Source organism: Pseudomonas sp. Choline-02u-1 (genome assembly GCF_002836515.1).
GTDB lineage: Bacteria > Pseudomonadota > Gammaproteobacteria > Pseudomonadales > Pseudomonadaceae > Aquipseudomonas.
Map to the genome: position 1 here is coordinate 32,912 of NZ_PJBC01000065.1, position 21,405 is coordinate 54,316.

19 protein-coding genes are annotated in these 21,405 nt (G+C 59.1%); 14 read left to right on the forward strand and 5 right to left on the reverse strand.

What is annotated here, in order from left to right:
- Both murU and CXF97_RS21685 read right to left on the reverse strand, forming a co-directional pair.
- Nucleotides 1–672, reverse strand: coding sequence for an N-acetylmuramate alpha-1-phosphate uridylyltransferase MurU (murU, locus tag CXF97_RS21680; RefSeq protein WP_101160872.1), 672 nt, complete (start codon nt 670–672; stop codon nt 1–3).
- Nucleotides 669–1,688: an aminoglycoside phosphotransferase family protein gene (locus tag CXF97_RS21685; protein WP_101160875.1), complete on the reverse strand. Its 1,020-nt coding sequence runs from the start codon at nt 1,686–1,688 to the stop codon at nt 669–671. Before CXF97_RS21685 ends, murU begins: the two co-directional genes overlap by 4 nt.
- Nucleotides 1,689–1,818: 130 nt before the next feature.
- Between CXF97_RS21685 and CXF97_RS21690 the strand changes: the two genes are divergently transcribed.
- From CXF97_RS21690 to CXF97_RS21740, 11 genes are all read left to right on the forward strand, one after another.
- Nucleotides 1,819–4,617: an LPS-assembly protein LptD gene (locus tag CXF97_RS21690; protein WP_101160878.1), complete on the forward strand. Its 2,799-nt coding sequence runs from the start codon at nt 1,819–1,821 to the stop codon at nt 4,615–4,617.
- Nucleotides 4,592–5,914, forward strand: coding sequence for a peptidylprolyl isomerase SurA (gene surA, locus CXF97_RS21695; protein WP_178081224.1), 1,323 nt, complete (start codon nt 4,592–4,594; stop codon nt 5,912–5,914). The genes CXF97_RS21690 and surA overlap by 26 nt, the downstream gene beginning before the upstream one ends.
- Nucleotides 5,911–6,900, forward strand: coding sequence for a 4-hydroxythreonine-4-phosphate dehydrogenase PdxA (pdxA, locus tag CXF97_RS21700; protein WP_101160882.1), 990 nt, complete (start codon nt 5,911–5,913; stop codon nt 6,898–6,900). Before surA ends, pdxA begins: the two co-directional genes overlap by 4 nt.
- Nucleotides 6,897–7,715 carry a 16S rRNA (adenine(1518)-N(6)/adenine(1519)-N(6))-dimethyltransferase RsmA gene (rsmA, locus tag CXF97_RS21705; RefSeq protein WP_041476699.1) on the forward strand — a complete coding sequence of 273 codons (819 nt, stop codon included), beginning with the start codon at nt 6,897–6,899 and terminating at the stop codon, nt 7,713–7,715. The genes pdxA and rsmA overlap by 4 nt, the downstream gene beginning before the upstream one ends.
- 112 nt (nt 7,716–7,827) lie before the next feature.
- Nucleotides 7,828–8,208, forward strand: a complete 381-nt coding sequence (gene apaG, locus CXF97_RS21710) for a Co2+/Mg2+ efflux protein ApaG (RefSeq protein WP_101160884.1) — start codon at nt 7,828–7,830, stop codon at nt 8,206–8,208.
- Nucleotides 8,208–9,089: a symmetrical bis(5'-nucleosyl)-tetraphosphatase gene (locus CXF97_RS21715; RefSeq protein ID WP_101160886.1), complete on the forward strand. Its 882-nt coding sequence runs from the start codon at nt 8,208–8,210 to the stop codon at nt 9,087–9,089. The genes apaG and CXF97_RS21715 overlap by 1 nt, the downstream gene beginning before the upstream one ends.
- Nucleotides 9,090–9,123: 34 nt before the next feature.
- A complete protein-coding gene (gene glpE / locus CXF97_RS21720; RefSeq protein ID WP_101160888.1) occupies nt 9,124–9,453 on the forward strand; it encodes a thiosulfate sulfurtransferase GlpE in 330 nt (109 codons plus the stop codon).
- 296 nt (nt 9,454–9,749) lie between these two features.
- Complete coding sequence (locus CXF97_RS21725) at nt 9,750–11,672, forward strand: PrkA family serine protein kinase (RefSeq protein ID WP_039757710.1); 1,923 nt, start codon at nt 9,750–9,752, stop codon at nt 11,670–11,672.
- A gap of 119 nt (nt 11,673–11,791) precedes the next feature.
- Nucleotides 11,792–13,063 (forward strand): YeaH/YhbH family protein, encoded by a 1,272-nt coding sequence (locus CXF97_RS21730; RefSeq protein ID WP_039757709.1) that lies wholly within the window; start codon nt 11,792–11,794, stop codon nt 13,061–13,063.
- The gene (locus CXF97_RS21735; protein ID WP_101160889.1) at nt 13,060–14,622 is read left to right on the forward strand and encodes a SpoVR family protein; all 1,563 of its coding nucleotides are present in this window, start codon (nt 13,060–13,062) and stop codon (nt 14,620–14,622) included. The genes CXF97_RS21730 and CXF97_RS21735 overlap by 4 nt, the downstream gene beginning before the upstream one ends.
- Nucleotides 14,623–14,685: 63 nt before the next feature.
- Complete coding sequence (locus tag CXF97_RS21740) at nt 14,686–15,909, forward strand: multifunctional CCA addition/repair protein (RefSeq protein ID WP_101160891.1); 1,224 nt, start codon at nt 14,686–14,688, stop codon at nt 15,907–15,909.
- Between the two features lie 55 nt (nt 15,910–15,964).
- Here the strand turns inward: CXF97_RS21740 and folK are convergent, their stop codons facing one another.
- Nucleotides 15,965–16,480, reverse strand: a complete 516-nt coding sequence (gene folK / locus CXF97_RS21745; RefSeq protein WP_101160892.1) for a 2-amino-4-hydroxy-6-hydroxymethyldihydropteridine diphosphokinase — start codon at nt 16,478–16,480, stop codon at nt 15,965–15,967.
- A complete protein-coding gene (folB, locus tag CXF97_RS21750; RefSeq protein WP_101160894.1) occupies nt 16,471–16,827 on the reverse strand; it encodes a dihydroneopterin aldolase in 357 nt (118 codons plus the stop codon). The genes folK and folB overlap by 10 nt, the downstream gene beginning before the upstream one ends.
- Before the next feature lie 74 nt (nt 16,828–16,901).
- On the opposite strand from folB, the gene plsY reads away from it, so the two are divergent.
- Entirely contained in the window at nt 16,902–17,471 is a 570-nt protein-coding gene (gene plsY, locus CXF97_RS21755) for a glycerol-3-phosphate 1-O-acyltransferase PlsY (RefSeq protein WP_101160897.1), read from the forward strand.
- A 23-nt stretch (nt 17,472–17,494) separates the two neighbouring features.
- Here the strand turns inward: plsY and tsaD are convergent, their stop codons facing one another.
- Nucleotides 17,495–18,520 (reverse strand): tRNA (adenosine(37)-N6)-threonylcarbamoyltransferase complex transferase subunit TsaD, encoded by a 1,026-nt coding sequence (tsaD, locus tag CXF97_RS21760; protein ID WP_039757706.1) that lies wholly within the window; start codon nt 18,518–18,520, stop codon nt 17,495–17,497.
- A gap of 199 nt (nt 18,521–18,719) precedes the next feature.
- On the opposite strand from tsaD, the gene rpsU reads away from it, so the two are divergent.
- Both rpsU and dnaG read left to right on the forward strand, forming a co-directional pair.
- Nucleotides 18,720–18,935 carry a 30S ribosomal protein S21 gene (gene rpsU / locus CXF97_RS21765; protein WP_002551877.1) on the forward strand — a complete coding sequence of 72 codons (216 nt, stop codon included), beginning with the start codon at nt 18,720–18,722 and terminating at the stop codon, nt 18,933–18,935.
- Between the two features lie 486 nt (nt 18,936–19,421).
- Nucleotides 19,422–21,386, forward strand: coding sequence for a DNA primase (gene dnaG / locus CXF97_RS21770; RefSeq protein ID WP_101160900.1), 1,965 nt, complete (start codon nt 19,422–19,424; stop codon nt 21,384–21,386).
- Nucleotides 21,387–21,405 lie beyond the last annotated feature (19 nt).

Consider the following 21,405-nt stretch of genomic DNA (forward strand, 5'->3'; position numbering starts at 1 on the left):
TCAGCGACTCGCTTCTATCAGGGCTTCAGCTTCGGCCAAGCGTTCATGGGTGCCGACATCCACCCAATGCCCTTTCAGACGCTCACCCGTCACTTCGCCGGCGGCCATCGCTTTGCGCAACAGCGGCGCGAGTTTGAAAGCGCCATCGCTGCAGCCATCGAACAATTGCGGATGGAGCACGGCGATACCACTGTAAGTCAGCGTTTGCGCGCCAGGCTCACCGTCCTGCACCTTGCCGTCGATCAGGGTGAAATCACCTTTCGGGTGGTGCGCCGGATTATCCGCCAGCACCAGATGCGCCAGGCCATTGCCCGGCTGGTGCAACACGCTGAAGTCGTAATCGGTCCAGATATCGCCATTGACCACCAGAAACGCATCGTCACCGAGCAGCGGCAGCGCGCGGAAAATCCCGCCACCGGTTTCCAGCGGCTCGCCCTCCGGCGAATACTGGATGCTCAGGCCGAAACGCGAACCGTCGCCCAGATAATCCTCGATCTGCTGACCGAGCCAGGCGTGGTTGATGACAATTTCGTTGAAACCTGCGGCCGCGAGGGCACGCAGGTGATACTCGATCAGCGGCACGCCACCGGCACGCACCAGCGGTTTCGGCGTCGTCAGGGTCAGCGGGCGCATGCGCTCGCCTTTACCCGCCGCCAGAATCATTGCCTTCATGCCGTCGCTCCAGCACGCAGGCTGCTGAACAGCGCTTGCAGCTCCGCCAGCTCGGGACGGCGCGCGATCACGGCTTCTATATAAGAGAAGAAGCGCGGCACGTCCGCCAGATAGCGTGGCTTGCCATCGCGGTGGCAGATGCGCGCGAAGATGCCGATGACTTTGAGGTGACGCTGCACGCCCATCAGGTCGCTGGCGCGCAGGAATTCTTCGAAATCGGTCTGCACCGGAATGTCCAGCGCCGAGGCTTGCTGCCAATAACTTTCCAGCCAGCCGCGCACGCGTTCTTCCGGCCAGCTGAGGAAGGCATCCTTGAACAGGCAAGTCACGTCGTAAGTCACCGGGCCGTACACCGCGTCCTGGAAATCCAGCACGCCAGGGTTCGGCTCGCTGAGCATCAGGTTGCGCGGCATGTAGTCACGGTGCACCAGCACTTTCGGCTGCGCCAGCGCGCTGTCGATCAGCAGCTCGCTGATGTGCTGCCACTGTTGCTGCTGGGCCGCATCGAACTCGACGCCCAGCTCATGCTTAACGTACCACTCCGGGAACAACTCCAGCTCACGGCGCAACAAGGCAACGTCATAACTGGGTAACGGCGCAACCATCGGCAGCTGTTGAAAAGCCAACAGCGCTTGCAAGGCGTCGTGGAATAACGCGTCGGCATTTTCGCCGTCGATGACGTCGAGATAGGTCTTGTTGCCCAGGTCATTTAGCAAAAGAAAACCGCGTTCGAGGTCTTCGGCGTAAATTTTCGGCACATTAATTCCGGATTTCGCCAGTAAAAAGGCGATATCCACGAACGGTTTGCAGTTTTCCTGCGGTGGCGGTGCGTCCATCACGACGAAGCTGCGACCGTCGCCCTGCCAGCGGAAGTAGCGGCGGAAACTCGCGTCGCTGCTGGCTGCGGTCAACGTGGCCGGGGGCACGGTGCCCCAGCCCTGCTCGGCAAACAGTTTTGCCAACTGCTCATCAAGCCAAACTTTCAGGTGTTGCAAGCGTACATCTTGATCAGGCATTGCAAGGGTCTCCGACGGCGCTAGCCGTCAAGCGGGTCATGCTTTATTATCCAGCATCTTTTTCAGACCATCGAGAGGCGTGCGGCCCACACCGCGGGCAGATGGCACGCAGGAAGCCCGGACTAATAAGATGGCATTGAAATCCCCCGCGTTTCGTAAAAAATTTCCATTGTTGGTAACCGGCAGTCTGCTGGCTATGCAACCTCTGGCCAGTCAATTCGTTGTTGCCGCCGAGCAGTATGACTGCTCCGTCTCGGCTACGGGTGGCTGGGACTGTGCGCCCAAGTCGCCCGCTGCGGCATTGCCGCCGCGTCCGGTGCATGACGGCAGTGCCGTCAGCGTCGCCGGCGAGCCTGTGGCCGACAAGGGTTCCGACGCCGACACTGGCGCGAAAACCGCACTGGTCACCGAAGCCAAGGGCCGCGGCCTGAAATCCCGTAGCGAAGACTACAGTCACCTCGACTGGGTTCCGCGCGAGAAGCTCACCGCCGCCCAACTGGCCGAGACCGGTCCTTACTGCTCTGGTTCCTATATCGAACCGATTCGTCCTGGCATGAATGACAAGACGAATAAAAGTGACGCGCCGACTTTCATCGGTGCCAAAGCGTCGCGTTATGAGCAGGACACACAGGTCGCCAGCCTCGCGGGTGACGTGATCATGCGCCAGGGCAGCATGCAGGTCGAAGCTGACGAGGCCAACCTGTATCAGGCCGAGAGCCGTGGTGAACTGGCCGGCAACGTGCGTATCCGCGACAACGGTGCGCTGATCGTCGGCGACCACGCCGATGTGCAGCTCGACACCGGTGAAGCCAAGGTCGACAACGCTGAATACGTGATGCACAAATCGCGCATCCGCGGTAACGCGCTGTACGCCAAGCGTGCCGAAAACGCGATCATCCGCTTGAAGGACGGCACGTACACCACGTGCGAACCGAACAGCAACGCGTGGCAGCTCAAAGGCAACAACATCACCCTGAACCCGGCGACCGGTTTCGGTACCGCGACCAACGTGACGTTGCGCGTCAAAGACATTCCGATCCTGTACACGCCATACATCTACTTCCCGATCGACGACCGTCGCCAATCGGGCTTCCTGCCGCCGACCATCGGTTCGGGCAGCGACACCGGCTTCATGCTGGTCACCCCTTACTACTTCAACCTGGCGCCAAATTACGACGCCACGTTGTACCCGCGCTACATGAGCAAGCGCGGCATGTTGGTGGAAGGCGAATTCCGCTATCTGACCAAGTCCAGTGAAGGGCAGTTCGGTGCGGCGTACCTCAATGACGAGAACGACGATCGCAAGCTCCAGTCCGACTACAAAGACACTCGCTATATGTACAACTGGCAGCACAAGGGCGGTCTCGACTCCCGTGTGCTCACAGAAGTCGATTACACCAAGATCAGCGATCCGTATTACTTCCAGGATCTGCAAACCGATCAAATTGGCGTGCAAAGCAGCGATTTCGTCAACCAGCAGGGTGCTGTCACTTATCGTGGCGACAGCTATACCGCTCGCTTGAACGCGCAGCAGTACCAGTTGGCTACCGTTTCGAACATCACGCCGTATGGTCGTTTGCCGCAGATCACCTTCAATGGTCAGTTGCCCTACCACCCGGAAGGCCTGAATTTCGATTACGAGACCGAGCTGGTTCGTTTTGATCGTGATCTGCGTGACGGTGACTTCATCAATGAGGATGGCTTTGCCGAGCGTCGGCTGGATAGAAACATCACCGGCCTGGCTCGCGCCAACGGTGATCGCTTGAATCTGAAGCCGGGCGTCAGCCTGCCGATGAACTGGACGTATGGCTTCCTCAAGCCATCGTTGAAGTATCAGTACACGCAGTATCAGCTTGATCTGGACAGCACCGGCAAATCGCAGATCGATGCGATGAGCGCAGAACAGAAGAAGCTCAACGGCGAATTCGATAGCAACCAGAACCGTGGCGTTCCAATCGCCAGCATCGACAGCGGCTTGTACTTCGACCGCAACACCTCGTATTTCGGTAAAAACTACCGTCAGACCCTGGAACCGCGCCTGTTCTACCTCTATGTGCCTGAGGTTGATCAGGAAGACATTCCTGTGTTCGATACCAGCGAAACGACGTTCAACTACTCGTCGCTATTCCGTGACAACCGCTTTACCGGCGCCGACCGTGTCGGTGACGAAAACAAGCTGTCGCTGGGCGTGACCAGTCGCTGGATTGAAGACAACGGTTTCGAGCGCCAGCGCATCAGCGTCGGCCAGGCTCTGTACTTCAAGGATCGCAAGGTTCAACTGCCGGGCATCGCGTTCAACGATCGTGACGACGCCAAATCCGACGTTTCGCCTTACGCGCTGGAATACGAATACCGCTGGAACCGCGACTGGCGCACCACCGCCGACTACAACTGGGATCCGGACAGCCGCAGCCCACGCTCCGGCAGTGCGATGTTCCACTATCAGCCGGAAGACAACCCGAACAAGGTGGTCAACGTCGGTTATCGCTATCGCAACGACCAGGTCCGTTACGACCAGAACACCGGTAAGTGGACAGTGGGCGGTGGCGACTACGGCACCCCGGGTCAACCTGGCTACGTGAAGGACTACTACAAGATCCAGCAGCATGACTTCTCGGTCATCTGGCCAATCGTTCCACAGTGGAACGCGATCAGCCGCTGGCAGTATGACTACAACCGCAATCGCACGCTGGAAGCCTTCGGTGGTTTCGAATACGACAACTGCTGCTGGAAACTGCGCCTGATCAACCGTTATTGGGTCGCCTATGACGAAAACAGTCAGAACGCCCCGGAAAACGAAAAAGGCGACCATGGCATCTTCCTCCAAATTGTTCTGAAGGGACTCGGCGGCCTGACTGGCGCCAAGGTAGAGAGCTTCCTCGACAAAGGCATCCAAGGTTATCGTGAACGTGAAGACCAAGCTTTCTGATTGTCTGCGCCCGCTGCTGCTGGGCGCGCTGTTCCTGGGTACGTCGGCCAACGCCGCCGTACAGTCCATCGATAAAGTGGTGGCAATCGTCGACAACGACGTGGTCATGCAGAGCCAACTGGACCAGCGCGTTCACGAAGTTCAGCAGACCATTGCCAAGCGCGGTGGTGGCTTGCCGCCTCCGGGCGTGCTGGATCAACAGGTGCTTGAGCGCCTGATCGTTGAAAACCTGCAACTGCAGATCGGCGAACGTTCCGGCATTCGCATCACCGACGAAGAGCTTAATCAGGCCGTCGGTACCATTGCCCAGCGCAACAACATGACGGTTGATCAGTTTCGTGCAGCGCTGGCGCGTGATGGCCTGAACTATGACGACGCCCGTGATCAGATCAAACGCGAAATGATCATCAGCCGTGTACGTCAGCGTCGTGTCGCCGAGCGCATTCAGGTCTCCGAGCAGGAAGTGAAGAACTTCCTCGCCTCCGACCTGGGCAAGATGCAACTGTCCGAAGAACTGCACCTGGCCAACATCCTGATTCCGACGCCGGAAAGCGCCAACTCCGAAGCGATTCAAAGCGCCGCGCGTCAGGCCATGGAGGTTTACCAGCAGCTCAAGCAAGGCGCCGACTTCGGTCAGATGGCCGTGGCCAAATCCGGTAGCGACAACGCACTGGAAGGCGGCGACATGGGCTGGCGTAAAGCCGCACAACTGCCACCGCCGTTCGACCGCGAGTTGAGCAGCATGGCCGTCGGCGACATCACTCAACCTGCACGGACGCCGGGCGGTTTCATCATTCTGAAGCTGCTGGGCAAGCGCGGCGGCGAAGCGCAGATGCGCGACGAAGTGCATGTCCGCCACATCCTGGTCAAGCCAAGCCCGATCCGCGACGAAGCCAAGACCAAGGCGCTGGTGCAGTCGTTGTACGACCGCATCACCGCTGGCGAAGACTTTGCCGAACTGGCGAAAAACTACTCGGAAGATCCGGGTTCGGCGCTCAACGGCGGCGACCTGAACTGGATCGACCCGAACGTGCTGGTACCGGAGTTCCGCGAAGTGATGGCCTCGACGCCACAAGGTCAGCTGTCGAAGCCTTTCCAGACCCAATACGGCTGGCACGTACTGGAAGTCCTTGGCCGTCGCGCCACTGACAGCACCGAACAGGCCCGTGAGCAGCAAGCCATGACCGTACTGCGTAACCGCAAATACGACGAAGAGCTGCAAACCTGGCTGCGTCAGATACGTGACGAAGCGTACGTAGAGATCAAACTCCCTGGTGCAGACCAGGCAGCGCAGTGAAACCCAAGCGTTTCGCGCTGACACCCGGCGAACCGGCCGGCATAGGTCCCGACCTGTGCCTGCTGCTCGCCTCGCAAGCCCAGCCCCATCCCCTGATTGCCATCACCAGCCGCGACCTGCTCCTTGAGCGGGCCGCGCAGCTGGGGCTGGCCATCAACTTGCTGGATGTCGCGCCCGGGCAGTGGCCTGACCTTCCGGCGCCGGTTGGCAGTCTTTACGTCTGGGACACACCGCTCAGCGCACAGGTGATCGCCGGGCAACTGGACAAGGCCAACGCGGCGTTTGTTCTCGAGACCCTGACTCGCGCCGGCAACGGCTGCCTGAACGGCGACTTCGCCGGGATGATCACTGCGCCGGTGCACAAAGGCGTGATCAACGAATCTGGCATCGCCTTCTCCGGACACACCGAATTCCTCGCCGACCTGACCCAGACTGCGCAAGTGGTAATGATGCTTGCGACTCGCGGACTTCGCGTGGCACTGGTGACCACCCACCTGCCCCTGCGCGAGATCGCCGATGCGATCACCCCCGAGCGCCTCGAGCGGGTCACGCGAATTCTGCACGCCGACCTGCAAGAGAAATTCGGCATTGCCCGGCCGCGCATTCTGGTCTGCGGACTCAACCCGCACGCTGGTGAAGGCGGCCATCTGGGCCATGAAGAAATCGACATCATCGAACCGACATTAGAGCGCCTGCGCGGCGAGGGCATGGACCTTCGTGGCCCGCTGCCTGCCGACACTCTGTTTACCCCCAAATATCTGGAGCACTGCGATGCAGTGCTGGCGATGTACCACGATCAGGGCTTGCCCGTGCTCAAGTACAAAGGCTTTGGCGCTGCGGTCAACGTGACGCTGGGCCTGCCGATCATCCGCACATCGGTCGACCATGGCACAGCCCTGGATCTGGCCGGCAGCGGCAGGATCGACACCGGCAGCCTGCAAGTCGCGCTGGAAACCGCCTACCAGATGGCCGAGACCCGTTTATGAACGAGCAATACCAACACAAGGCGCGCAAACGCTTTGGCCAGAATTTCCTGCACGATGCCGGCGTTATCGACCGCATCCTGCGCTCCATTCACGCAAAGCCTGACGACCGCCTGCTCGAAATCGGCCCCGGCCAGGGCGCCCTGACTCAAGGTTTGCTGGGCTCCGGCGCGCAACTCGACGTAGTGGAACTGGACAAGGATCTGATCCCGATCCTCAACCAGCAGTTTGCCGGCATGAGCAATTTCAATCTGCATCAGGGTGATGCGCTGAAATTTGACTTCAACACGCTGAACGCCGCACCGAACAGCCTGCGCGTGGTCGGTAACCTGCCGTACAACATCTCCACGCCACTGATTTTTCATCTGTTGAACAACGCCGGCATCATCCGCGACATGCACTTCATGTTGCAGAAAGAAGTGGTCGAGCGCCTGGCGGCAGGCCCGGGTGGCGGTGACTGGGGGCGTTTGTCAATCATGGTTCAGTACCATTGCCGCGTCGAACACCTGTTCAATGTCGGCCCCGGCGCGTTCAATCCGCCGCCGAAAGTCGACTCGGCAATCGTTCGTCTGGTGCCGCACGCAGTGCTACCGCACCCGGCCAAGGATCACAAGTTGCTCGAGCGCGTTGTGCGCGAAGCCTTCAATCAGCGCCGCAAAACCTTGCGAAATACCCTCAAGCAATTGCTCAGCAATGCCGAAATCGAAGCCGCCGGCGTCGATGGCAGCCTGCGTCCCGAGCAACTGGATCTGGCCGCATTCGTACGCCTGGCGGACCAGCTCGCGATACAGGTCCCGGCAGCTCCCGCCGCCGACTGAGCCGCGATGAACGCTATCGGGCAGCACACCACTCTGGTTTACTGCCCGATACTTGCCTAGACTGATTCCCCATCAGCTACGCCCCGCGTTCCGCTTCATAAGGCCTTCTTGCATGTCCGATTCCCGTTATCAGGTCGATGTCAGCGTCGTCACCCACTATCTGGCAGACCAATCGCAACCCGAACAAGACCGTTTCGCCTTCGCTTACACCATTACCGTGCAGAACAACGGCGAGATTGCGGCCAAGCTTCTCTCCCGGCATTGGGTGATTACCGATGGCGATGGCCATGTAGAAGAAGTACGCGGTGAAGGTGTCGTCGGGCAGAAGCCGCTGATCGCCGCAGGCGAAAGCCACACGTATACCAGTGGCACGGTGATGACCACCAAGGTCGGCACCATGCAAGGCACCTATCAAATGCTCGCCGATGACGGCAAGCGTTTCGACGCGATCATCAAACCGTTTCGCCTCGCCGTACCGGGAGCCTTGCACTGATGACGACATACGCGGTCGGTGACCTGCAAGGCTGCCTCGAACCGCTCAAATGCCTGCTCAAGCAAGTGGCCTTCGAACCGGCGCTGGATCGCCTGTGGCTGGTGGGCGATTTGGTCAACCGAGGTCCGCAGTCGCTGGACACCCTGCGCTTTCTTTACCAGATGCGTGAGTCTCTGGTGTGCGTGCTCGGCAATCATGATCTGCATCTGCTGGCCGCTGCGAAGAAAATCGAGCGATTGAAGAAAAGCGACACTTTGCGCGAGATCATCGAGGCGCCGGATGGCCCGCAACTGATGGAATGGCTGCGCCAGCAGAAGCTGATGCATTACGACGAAACGCGCGACGTGGCCATGGTTCACGCTGGCATCCCGCCGCAATGGTCGCTGCGCCGTGCCTTGAAGTGCGCCGCAGAAGTCGAGGCCGCACTGCGCGACGACAACGTGTTCCCCGCCTACCTCGACGGCATGTACGGCAACGAGCCGGTGAAGTGGGACAACGATCTCAAAGGCATCGATCGTCTGCGGGTGATCACCAATTACTTCACGCGCATGCGCTTTTGCACCGCCGAGGGCAAGCTTGACCTCAAGAGCAAGGAAGGCCTGGACAGCGCCCCGCCCGGCTACAAGCCATGGTTTCAGCACAAGGAGCGCAAGACCCGCGGCCTGCGCATCATCTTCGGTCACTGGGCAGCGCTCGAGGGCAATATCCACGAGCCGGGGATTTCGGCGCTGGACACCGGATGTGTATGGGGCGGCAGCCTGACGCTGATGAACGTTGACAGCGGCGAACGTTTGTCATGCAAATGCGATGAGCACGGCGGGCTAATGCCATCAGTCGCACCACCCTCCCCTGACAATTCGCCCGCCAACGTCTCGCGTTAGACTGCGCCTTCAGTTGAGCAACAGGAACTTAGTCATGACCGAATTCAAACGAATCCCTCCGGAACAAGCGCAGGCCCTGCGTGAACAAGGCGCCGTCGTCGTTGACGTGCGCGATCCGGCAACCTTTGCCGCGCTGCATATCAGCGGCTCGAAGCATCTCGATAACCATTCGCTGCACGCGTTCATTCAAGGCGCCGACCTTGATGCCCCGACCGTCGTGGTCTGCTACCACGGCAATTCCAGCCAGGGCGCAGCCGCCTATCTGGTCAGTCAGGGCTTCTCCGATGTTTACAGCATGGACGGCGGCTTTGAGCTGTGGCGTGCGACCTATCCGTCGGAAACCGCGCAAGGCACCGCCGAATAATTTTTTTGCGCGGCGCAGGCCCCGGCTGCCGTGGGCCTGCGCGCGGCAGACGAACGGTCTGCCATAACTAATTACGTATCTCGCCTTTACCTCTCGAATTCCCAACTATCCTTAAGCGCAGGCCATCCAAAACAGGGGAGAGCCGGTACACCGGCGCGCGGGTCATCGGGAGTAGCTTTTACGGTTTGTCGACCGTGGAAGAATTCTGGGGGGTAAACAGCAGGTGCCATAGCGACTGCTGCCAGCATCGACTGAGTGATCCGGCGTCGGCTCCACGTATCGAGCGAGGTGACGTCATGAGTATCTTTAGCCACTTCCAACAACGCTTCGAATCCACACGCCAGGAAGAACTCTCTCTGCAGGAGTACCTGGAGCTGTGCAAAAAAGATCGCAGCGCCTACGTTTCCGCCGCCGAGCGTCTATTGATGGCGATCGGGGAACCGGAACTGCTCGACACTTCGACCAATTCGAGGCTGTCGCGCATCTTCTCCAACAAGGTGATCCGCCGCTATCCGGCCTTTGAAGACTTCCATGGGATGGAAGAATGCATCGATCAGATCGTCTCGTATTTCCGCCACGCCGCCCAAGGCCTGGAAGAGAAGAAACAGATCCTCTACCTGCTCGGCCCCGTAGGCGGCGGTAAATCGTCCCTGGCCGAGAAACTGAAGCAACTGATGGAAAAAGTGCCCTTCTATGCCATCAAGGGCTCGCCGGTCTTCGAATCGCCTCTGGGTCTGTTCAACGCCACCGAAGATGGCGCGATCCTCGAGGAAGATTTCGGCATTCCACGGCGCTACCTGAACACCATCATGTCGCCTTGGGCGACCAAGCGCCTGGCCGAATTCGGCGGCGACATCAGTCAGTTCCGCGTGGTCAAACTGTACCCGTCGATCCTCAATCAGATCGCTGTCGCCAAGACCGAGCCCGGTGACGAGAACAACCAGGACATCTCGGCGCTGGTCGGCAAGGTTGATATCCGCAAACTCGAAGAATTCCCGCAGAACGACGCTGACGCCTACAGCTACTCCGGTGCGCTGTGCCGGGCCAACCAGGGTCTGATGGAATTCGTCGAAATGTTCAAGGCGCCGATCAAGGTGCTGCACCCTTTGCTGACTGCTACCCAAGAGGGCAACTACAACAGCACCGAAGGCCTCGGCGCGATTCCGTTCACCGGCATCCTGCTGGCTCACTCCAACGAATCGGAGTGGCACACCTTCCGCAACAACAAGAACAACGAAGCGTTCATCGACCGGATCTACATCGTCAAAGTGCCGTACTGCCTGCGCGTCAGTGATGAAGTGAAAATCTACGACAAATTGCTGTTCAACAGTTCCTTGTCGAAGGCGCACTGCGCACCGGATACCTTGAAGATGCTTGCGCAGTTCACCGTACTGTCGCGCCTCAAGGAACCGGAAAACTCCAACATCTATTCGAAGATGCGCGTTTACGACGGCGAAAACCTCAAGGACACCGATCCGAAGGCCAAGTCGATTCAAGAGTATCGGGATTCGGCCGGTGTCGACGAAGGCATGAACGGCCTGTCGACTCGCTTCGCCTTCAAGATCCTCTCCAAAGTGTTCAACTTCGATCCGCACGAAATCGCCGCCAACCCGGTGCACCTGCTCTATGTGCTGGAGCAACAGATCGAACAGGAACAATTTCAGGCCGAAACCCGGGAGCGTTATCTGCGCTATCTGAAGGAATACCTGGCACCGCGCTACATCGAGTTCATCGGCAAGGAAATCCAGACTGCTTACCTCGAGTCCTACAGCGAATACGGTCAGAACATCTTCGATCGCTACGTGCTGTACGCGGATTTCTGGATCCAGGATCAGGAGTATCGCGACCCGGAAACCGGCGAGATCCTCAATCGCGTGGCCCTGAACGAAGAACTGGAGAAAATCGAAAAACCGGCCGGCATCAGCAATCCCAAGGATTTCCGCAACGAAATCGTCAACTTCGTCCTGCGCGCCAGGGCCAACAACAACGGCAAGAACCCGACCTGGCTCAGCTACGAAAAACTGCGGGTGGTCATCGAGAAGAAAATGTTCTCCAACACCGAAGACCTGCTGCCCGTCATCAGCTTCAATGCCAAGGCCAGCAAGGAGGACCAACAGAAACACAACGACTTCGTTACGCGAATGGTCGAACGTGGCTACACCGATAAACAGGTACGCCTGCTGTCTGAATGGTACCTGCGGGTCCGCAAGTCGCAGTGAGGCAGCTGCAAGCTTCCAGCTACAAGCTGCAAGAAAAAAGCGTGTAAACCGAAGTTTTTTCGGGATCGGCTTCGACTTGCAGCTTGCGGCTCAAAACTTGAAGCTCCCCGGAGGGGCCTATGAGCTATGTGATCGACCGACGCCTCAATGGCAAGAACAAAAGCACGGTGAACCGTCAGCGTTTTCTGCGACGCTACCGTGACCACATCAAGAAGGCTGTCGAAGAGGCAGTCAGCCGCCGCTCCATCACCGATATGGAGCATGGTGAACAGATCAGCATTCCCGGTCGCGATATCGACGAGCCGGTGCTTCACCATGGTCGCGGCGGCAAGCAGACCGTTGTGCATCCCGGCAACAAGGAATTCACCGCCGGTGAACATATCGCCCGCCCCCCGGGAGGCGGTGGTGGCCGCGGTCCGGGCAAAGCCGGTAATTCCGGCGAAGGCATGGACGAGTTCGTCTTCCAGATAACCCAGGAAGAATTCCTCGAATTCATGTTCGAAGACCTTGAACTGCCGAACCTGGTCAAACGCAACCTGACCGGCACCGACACGTTCAAAACCGTACGCGCGGGGATCAGCAACGAAGGCAACCCGTCGCGGATCAACATCATTCGAACCTTGCGTTCAGCCCATGCGCGCCGCATTGCGCTGTCCGGCAGCAGCCGCGCGAAACTGCGCGAAGCCAAGGAAGAGCTGGCACGACTCAAGCGCGAAGAGCCAGACAACTTTGGCGATATTCAGGAACTGGAAGCCGAAATCGAGAAGCTCAGCGCGCGCATACACCGCGTGCCGTTCCTTGATACCTTCGACTTGAAATACAACTTGCTGGTCAAGCAACCGAACCCAAGCTCCAAAGCGGTGATGTTCTGCCTCATGGATGTCTCCGGCTCGATGACCCAGGCGACCAAGGACATCGCCAAGCGCTTTTTCATCCTGCTGTACCTGTTTCTCAAGCGTAATTACGACAAGATTGACGTGGTGTTCATCCGCCACCACACCAGCGCCCGGGAAGTCGATGAAGAAGAGTTTTTCTATTCCCGCGAAACCGGCGGCACCATCGTTTCCAGCGCCTTGAAGCTGATGCAGGAAATCATGGCCGAGCGCTATCCGAGCAATGAGTGGAATATCTACGCAGCTCAAGCCTCCGACGGCGACAACTGGAACGACGACTCGCCGATCTGCCGCGACATTCTGATCAACCAGATCATGCCGTTTGTGCAGTACTACACTTATGTGGAGATTACGCCGCGCGAACATCAGGCCCTGTGGTACGAGTACGAACGCATCGCCGAAGCCTTCTCTGACACATTTGCCCAACAGCAACTGGTCTCGGCCGGAGATATCTATCCGGTCTTCCGTGAACTCTTCCAGCGCAGGTTAGTGACATGACCGCCAAAGAGCAGAAGCGCCAACCCATTTCCACCGGCTCCGAATGGACGTTCGAGCTGATCCAGACCTACGACCGCGAGATAGCCAGGATCGCGGCACGCTATGCGCTGGATACCTACCCCAACCAGATCGAAGTGATTACCGCCGAGCAAATGATGGATGCCTATGCTTCGGTGGGCATGCCGCTGGGCTATCACCACTGGTCCTACGGCAAGCACTTCCTTAGTACCGAAAAATCCTACAGCCGTGGGCAGATGGGCCTGGCCTACGAGATCGTGATCAACTCGGACCCTTGCATCGCCTATCTGATGGAAGAAAACACCATCTGCATGCAGGCGCTGGTGGTGGCGCATGCCTGCTATGGCCACAACAGCTTTTTCAAGGGCAATTACCTGTTCCGCACCTGGACCGACGCCAGCTCGATCATCGATTACCTGGTATTCGCCAAGCAGTACATCATGCAGTGCGAGGAGCGCCACGGCATCGATGCCGTGGAAGACCTGCTCGACTCCTGTCATGCGCTGATGAACTATGGTGTCGACCGCTACAAGCGTCCTTACCCGATCTCCGCCGAAGAAGAGCGGCGCCGGCAGAAGGATCGCGAAGAGCACCTGCAGAAGCAGATCAACGATCTGTGGCGCACCATTCCCAAAGGTGCGGACAAGTACAGCGACAAGGACAACGCCCGATTCCCGGCCGAGCCGCAGGAAAACATCCTCTATTTCATCGAGAAACACGCACCGCTGCTGGAACCCTGGCAGCGCGAGATCGTGCGGATCGTGCGCAAGATCGCTCAGTATTTCTATCCCCAGCGCCAGACCCAGGTCATGAACGAAGGCTGGGCGACGTTCTGGCATTACACGCTGATGAATGACCTGTATGACGAAGGCCTGGTCACCGACGGTTTCATGATGGAGTTCCTCACCTCGCATACCAGCGTGGTGTTCCAGCCCGGGTTCGATAGCCCGTACTACAGTGGCATCAACCCCTACGCGCTGGGTTTCGCCATGTATCGTGACATCCGCCGCATGTGCGAAGACCCTACCGAAGAGGATCGCCGCTGGTTCCCGGACATCGCGGGCTCCGACTGGCTGTCGACCATCAAGTTCGCCATGAGCAGTTTCAAGGATGAGAGCTTCATCCTGCAGTACCTATCCCCCAAGGTGATCCGCGATCTGAAGCTGTTCAGCATTCTCGATGACGACCAGAAAGACGACCTGCTGGTGCCGGCCATCCATGATGAGGGCGGCTACCGGATCATCCGGGAAACCCTGGCCGCGCAGTACAACCTCGGCAATCGTGAGCCGAACGTGCAGATCTACAGCATTGATCGGCGCGGCGATCGCTCGCTGACCCTGCGCCATCAGCAACACGATCGCAAACCATTGGGCGACTCCACCGAGGAAGTGCTCAAGCACCTGCACCGGCTCTGGGGCTTCGACATTCATCTGGAAACCCTGCAAGGCGACCAGATCATGAAAACCCATCACGTGCCGCCGCGCAGTGAACACAGCGAGGGCGATTACGGCCGGCTCGATCTGGCCGTGATTCATCTTTGATCCGGTTCCGGCCTCCGAAAGTCTGACGCAAGGGTTATCCTGTCGGACTGACGGAGGTTTTTTATGCAGGTTTACAAGGTTGGCGGCGCGGTACGTGATCGCCTGTTGGGTTTGCCGGTCACTGATGTTGACCGGGTCGTGGTGGGCGCCACCACTGAAGAAATGCTCGCCAAGGGGTTTCGCCCGGTCGGCGCGGATTTTCCTGTGTTTCTGCACCCGAAAACCGGCGAGGAATATGCCCTCGCCCGTACAGAACGCAAGAGCGGCCGGGGCTACGGTGGTTTCACCTTCTACGCAAGTCCCGAAGTCACACTGGAAGAAGACCTGATTCGCCGCGACCTGACGATCAATGCCATGGCCGAGGACGAGCAGCTCAACCTGACAGACCCGTATCATGGTCAGCGTGACCTCGAAGCACGAATTCTGCGCCATGTTTCCCCGGCATTCGCCGAAGATCCGCTGCGAGTACTGCGCGTTGCCCGTTTCGCCGCGCGTTATGCCGGCCTGGGCTTCACGGTTGCCGACGAGACCATGGGCCTGATGCGTCAGCTCAGCGAATCCGGCGAACTGCAGGCCCTGACTGCCGAACGCAGCTGGAAGGAAATCTCTCGTGCATTGATGGAAAACCACCCACAGGTATTCATCCAAGTGTTGCGTGACTGTGGCGCCCTGAGAGTGCTGATGCCGGAAGTCGATGCCTTGTTCGGCGTACCGCAGCCGGAGACCGATCATCCGGAAATCGACACGGGACTGCACACTCTGAGCGTGCTGGAGCAATCAGCCTTGCACAAGCAGCCGCTGACGGTGCGCTGGGCCTGCCTGCTGCATGACCTCGGCAAAGGCCTGACTCCGGAAGAAGACTGGCCTCGGCATATCGCTCATGAGCACACCGGTCTTAAATTGATCAAAGCGGTCAACGAGCGCTTCAAGGTGCCCAAGGATTGTCAGGAACTGGCGCTGCTGGTCGGGCAGTACCACACCCATGGGCACCGGGCGCTGGATTTGAACGCCTCGACGCTATTGGAGTTGCTGCAGAGTTTCGATGTCTATCGGCGACCGCAGCGCTTCGAGGAGTTCATCGCTGCGTGCGAGATGGATGCGCGTGGCCGCAAGGGCTTGGAGCAGCAAAGTTACCCACAGGCGGATTATTTACGCGGAGCCGCAACCGCTGCGCGCGGGGTAGCAGTGCAGCCATTGCTGGCGAAGGGCTTCAAAGGGCCGGAATTGGGCGAAGCGCTGAAGCGTGAGCGGCTGAAAGCATTGCAGATCTACAAAGACAACGCCTGAAGCAAGATCAAAAGATCGTCCGAAGGCTCGGGCCGCGATCGGACGATCTTTTGCTTTAAAGATTCGACGGAGTCAATTGCTGCCCATTCCATTCGAATGCAACCGGCGCCAACACCTGATCAATTTGCGCCTCAGCCCACAACGTCGCAAAGCTCTTGCCCACCCCCGGATGCACCCGCTGCGGCGCAATCAGCGACAGCGGCCACAGCACAAAAGCGTTTTTCAGGATTTCCGCCCGCGGCAGTACCAGTCCGTCGAAATTCCCCACCAGATCGCCATACAGCAACACGTCGATGTCCAGCGGCAGGCCCTTGCGATCCGGGGCATAACGACCATTGTCCGCCTCGATGAATTTCAAGCGGCGATCCAGCTCCATTAGCGACAGATCAGTGTAGGCAGAGACAACGAAATTGAAGAACGGCCCGCTCTTGATGCCGACCGGCTGGCTCTCGAACACCGCCGAACATCGGATATCCACCAGAAATTTGGCCAGCGCGTCGAGCCCGGCGCGCAAATGCGTTTCGCGCTCGATATTGCTACCGAGCCCGAGATAGACCTGAGTCAGCGACATCCGCGCTCGATCTCCACACCCACACCGCCCTTGGCCGCCGGCACCGCGCCCGGCTTGGTCAGTTTAAGCCGCACCCAGGTGATCTTGAATTCGGCCATGAGCACTTCAACCAGACGCTCGGCAAAGGTCTCGACCAATTGGAACTGCGCCTGCTCGGCAAAGGCCTGAATGCGCGCGGAGACACTGGCGTAATCGAGCGCCTGGGTCAGGTCGTCACCGGCGGCGGCCGGACGATTGTCCCAGGCAAAGCTCAGATCAAGCCGCAGACACTGACGGATGCCGCGCTCCCAGTCGTAGGCACCGATCACGGTGTCGACTTCCAGGCCCTCGATAAACACTCTGTCCAAGCACTTCTCTCCGCTGCACGACAAGGGCGCGATGCGCCGTTAGAATCAGGGCGTCCTCGCCCGGAATAGTTAGCATGTTTTGGTTACTGGCGATTCTCGCCTACCTGCTCGGCTCGCTGTCCTTCGCCATTTTGCTCAGCCGCCTGACCGGAAATCCCGATCCGCGAATGAGTGGCTCGGGTAATGCCGGCGCCACCAACATGCTGCGCCTGGCCGGTCGCAAACTGGCGATCCTGACCCTGCTCGGTGATCTGTGCAAAGGCCTGCTGCCGGTGCTGATCGCCTCCGGCGCGGGCCTTTCCCTGCAGGATCAGGCCTGGATTGGCGTGTGCGCCGTGATCGGTCACCTGTTCCCTTTGTACTTTCGCTTTCGCGGCGGCAAAGGTGTCGCCACGGCTGCCGGCATGTTGCTCGGCCTGTATCCACCCGCCGCGCTGCTGGCCGGGTGCGCCTGGCTGCTGACGTTCTACCTGACCCGCACCAGTTCACTGGCGGCGCTGATTGCCACGCCACTGACCCTGCCGTTGCTGGCCTGGCAGGAGCCGGAAGCCTTGCTGCCAATGAGCGCGCTGACCTTGCTGATTGTCTGGCGTCACCGCGGCAATCTACGCGACCTGTTTGCCGGGCGCGAACGGCATTTTTAAATGTCGTTCGTGAGCATCGCTGATCACAGTGCCGACAACTGCTCCATCGGCCAGCGTGCCTGCACGGTGATTGCCAGACTTTCCTGCTGGCCGGCTTTCAGGCGCTGGCAACCGGCAAACGCGATCATCGCGCCATTGTCGGTGCAGAACTCCGGGCGCGCGTAGAACACATCACCTTTCATGTCACCGAGCATTTTTTCCAGCGAAACCCGCAACGCCTTGTTGGCGCTGACGCCGCCGGCAATCACCAGCCGCTTCATCCCCGCCTGTTTCAGGGCGCGCTTGCACTTGATGGTCAAAGTCTCCACCACAGCCTGCTGGAACGCCAGCGCGATGTCGCAACGGGCTTGCTCGCCGTCGTCCCCGGCGCTGACACATTGCTGCCAAGTGTTGAGGGCGAAGGTTTTCAGCCCGCTGAAGCTGAAATCCAGCCCTGGGCGATCACACATCGGACGCGGAAAGGTGAAACGTCCTGCGACGCCTTTCTCGGCCAGTTTGGCGATTTCCGGCCCGCCCGGGTAATTCAGGCCCATCATCTTCGCGGTTTTGTCGAAAGCTTCGCCGGCCGCATCGTCGAGCGTCTCGCCGAGCAGGCTGTATTGGCCAATGCCATCGACCTGAACCAGCTGCGTATGGCCACCGGAGACCAACAAAGCGACGAACGGAAATTCAGGCGGTTTCGGCTCCAGCATCGGTGCCAGCAAGTGGCCTTCCATGTGGTGCACACCAAGCGCCGGAATGCCCCAGGCAAACGCCAGCGCCTGTGCGCAGGAAGCACCGACCAGCAACGCGCCGACCAGGCCAGGACCCGCAGTGTAGGCGATTGCATCGATCTCGGTCGGCACGCAGTCGGCCTCGGCCAACACCTGACGGATCAAGGGCAGCATGCGCTTGACGTGGTCACGCGAGGCCAGCTCCGGGACCACACCGCCATAGACGCGGTGCAGGTCGATCTGACTGAACAGTGCGTCGGCCAACAGACCACGTTCACTGTCATACAATGCGACGCCGGTTTCGTCGCAGGAGGTTTCTAATCCCAGTACTAGCATGGGTTTGCGCCTTGTTTAGGCTGAATTCGAAGGCGCGCATGATAGTCGCCACGTGATGCCCCGACCAGCGGTTTTCGATCAGAGGCTTTGCATTCCGAGCGATGAGGGGTTAACATCCGCAACCCTTAAAAACCGACGTCTTCAAGTGCTCTTTTGCCGCGAGGATGTTGACCCCGGTAATGAATGAAGGTAGCTCTGGATGCCAGCCGTCAAAGTAAAAGAGAACGAACCCTTCGACGTAGCTCTGCGTCGTTTCAAGCGCTCCTGCGAAAAAGCCGGTGTACTGGCTGAAGTTCGTAGCCGCGAATTTTACGAGAAGCCAACTTCTGAGCGTAAGCGCAAGGCAGCAGCCGCTGTTAAGCGTCACGCCAAGAAAGTTCAGCGCGAACAGCGCCGCGCCGTTCGTCTGTACTAATACACAGACGTTCGTAGCAAGCTTCTTGCCTAAGCCCGGCCCTCAGCCGGGCTAATGGCATTTGCGTAAAACGCTTGATGCTTCACCGTCGACGCCGCCGATGCGACCGAGACAAATCTGCTTCACCGCGTCAGGCCTGGCTCTTTTGCCAGCGGTGCACGTCTTTTCTGACGAGCCTTTCAAGGCTACTGACGAGCACACCCACTGATTCCTCTTACGACGATCAGCCCAAGGCACCTGTATGCGTGCCCGCGTTATTGAGCTATCCGAGGTCGACAACCGGCCGTCAGCGGATTCGGCGCAACACTTCCAAATAGTCGAAGACTGATAGGTACTAACGTCAGTGGATTTTCGGCAGATACACTTCCCGATAGCGATCACGCAGACGACACCGGTCGAGCCGCATATTTTGTGCGTTTCCAACAATGGCCCGCGTCCGACAGCCTGTCGCAACGGACTTATTACAGCGCAGACGACGAGAACGCCATGGCCGGGCTGATTCCCCAGAGCTTCATTGACGACCTGCTGAACCGCACCGACATCGTCGACGTGGTCAGCTCGCGCGTGCAATTGAAGAAGGCCGGCAAGAACTACACCGCCTGTTGCCCGTTCCACAAAGAGAAGACCCCGTCATTCAGCGTCAGCCCCGACAAGCAATTCTATTACTGCTTCGGCTGCGGCGCCGGTGGCAACGCCCTCGGCTTTCTCATGGATCACGACAACCTGGATTTCCCCCAGGCCGTTGAAGATCTTGCCAAAGCCGCTGGCATGGAAATCCCTCGCGAAGAAAGCGGCCGCGAGCGCAAGCCGCGCCAGCCGACCGATTCGCCGCTGTATCCGCTTCTCACCGCCGCCGCTGACTTCTATCGGCAGGCACTCAAGAGTCATCCGTCGCGCAAGGCTGCGGTGGATTACCTCAAGGGCCGCGGCCTGACCGGCGAGATCGCTCGGGATTTCGGCCTCGGCTTTGCTCCGCCGGGCTGGGACAATCTGCTCAAGCATCTGAGCAGCGACACCCTGCAACAAAAGGCCATGATCGAAGCCGGCCTGCTGATCGAGAACACCGAAACCGGCAAGCGCTATGATCGCTTCCGTGATCGCGTGATGTTCCCGATCCGCGACACCCGCGGACGAATCATCGCCTTTGGCGGCCGCGTACTGGGCGACGACAAGCCCAAGTACCTGAACTCACCGGAAACTCCGGTATTCCACAAAGGCCAGGAGCTCTACGGCCTTTATGAAGCGCGCAAGAACAATCGCAACCTCGACGAAATCATCGTTGTCGAAGGCTATATGGACGTCATCGCCCTTGCCCAGCAAGGTTTGCGCAACGCCGTCGCGACGCTGGGTACCGCAACCAGCGAAGAACACTTGAAACGCCTGTTCCGCGTTGTGCCGAACGTATTGTTCTGCTTCGACGGCGACCAGGCCGGCCGCAATGCCGCTTGGCGCGCACTGGAGGCGACTCTCCCGTGCCTGCAGGACGGTCGTCGCGCGCGGTTTCTGTTTCTGCCCGAAGGCGAAGACCCGGATACCCTGGTTCGCGCCGAAGGCACCGATGCCTTCAAGGCGCGCATCAATCAGCACGCGCAGCCGCTGGCCGACTATTTTTTTCAGCAACTGACCGAAGAATCCGATCCGCGCTCGCTCGAGGGCAAGGCGCACATGGCCACTCTCGCCGCACCGCTGATCGACAAGGTGCCGGGCGCGAATCTGCGCATCCTGATGCGCCAGCGCCTGACAGAAATCACCGGCCTGAGCAGCGAGACCGTCAGCCAACTGGTTCAGAGTGCGCCGCAGGAAGCACCGCCCGCTTACGATCCGGGCATCGATTACGACGCCATGCCGGATTACAGCGACTACCATCAGCCGCAGGCACAGGACATGTATGTGCCGCAGCAGGAATGGACGCCGAAGAAACCCGGCGCCGGCGGCAAGAAGTGGGACAAGAAACCGTGGGACAAGAATGGCAAGCGTGGCGGCGATCGCGAACAGCAGCGCCCGCGCACACCGATTGGCGTTGAATCGCCAACCCTGACGGCCCTCAGAACATTGCTCCATCATCCGCAACTGGCCAAGCGCGTCGAAGACGCCGGGCACATCGCCGATGAAAATCAGACCAACGCCCAGCTGCTTGTGGCGTTGCTGGAAGCCGTACAGAAGAATCCCAAGCTAAACTCATTTCAGTTGATCGCGCGATGGCACGGCACTGAACAGGGTCGCTTGCTAAAGGCACTGGCAGAAAAGGAATGGCTGATTGATGGAGATAACCTTGAACAACAGTTTTTCGACACCATTACTAGCTTGTCAGCCCGCCAACGCGAGCGAAATCTCGAACAGTTACTCAGGAAAGCGCGGCAAAGCGAACTGAGCGTCGAAGAGAAAAATCAACTGCGCGACCTTTTAAGTCGCAATGTTTCCGCATCAAACCCGACCTCAACTGGCGCGTGAGGTCATAGCTCAGGTATAA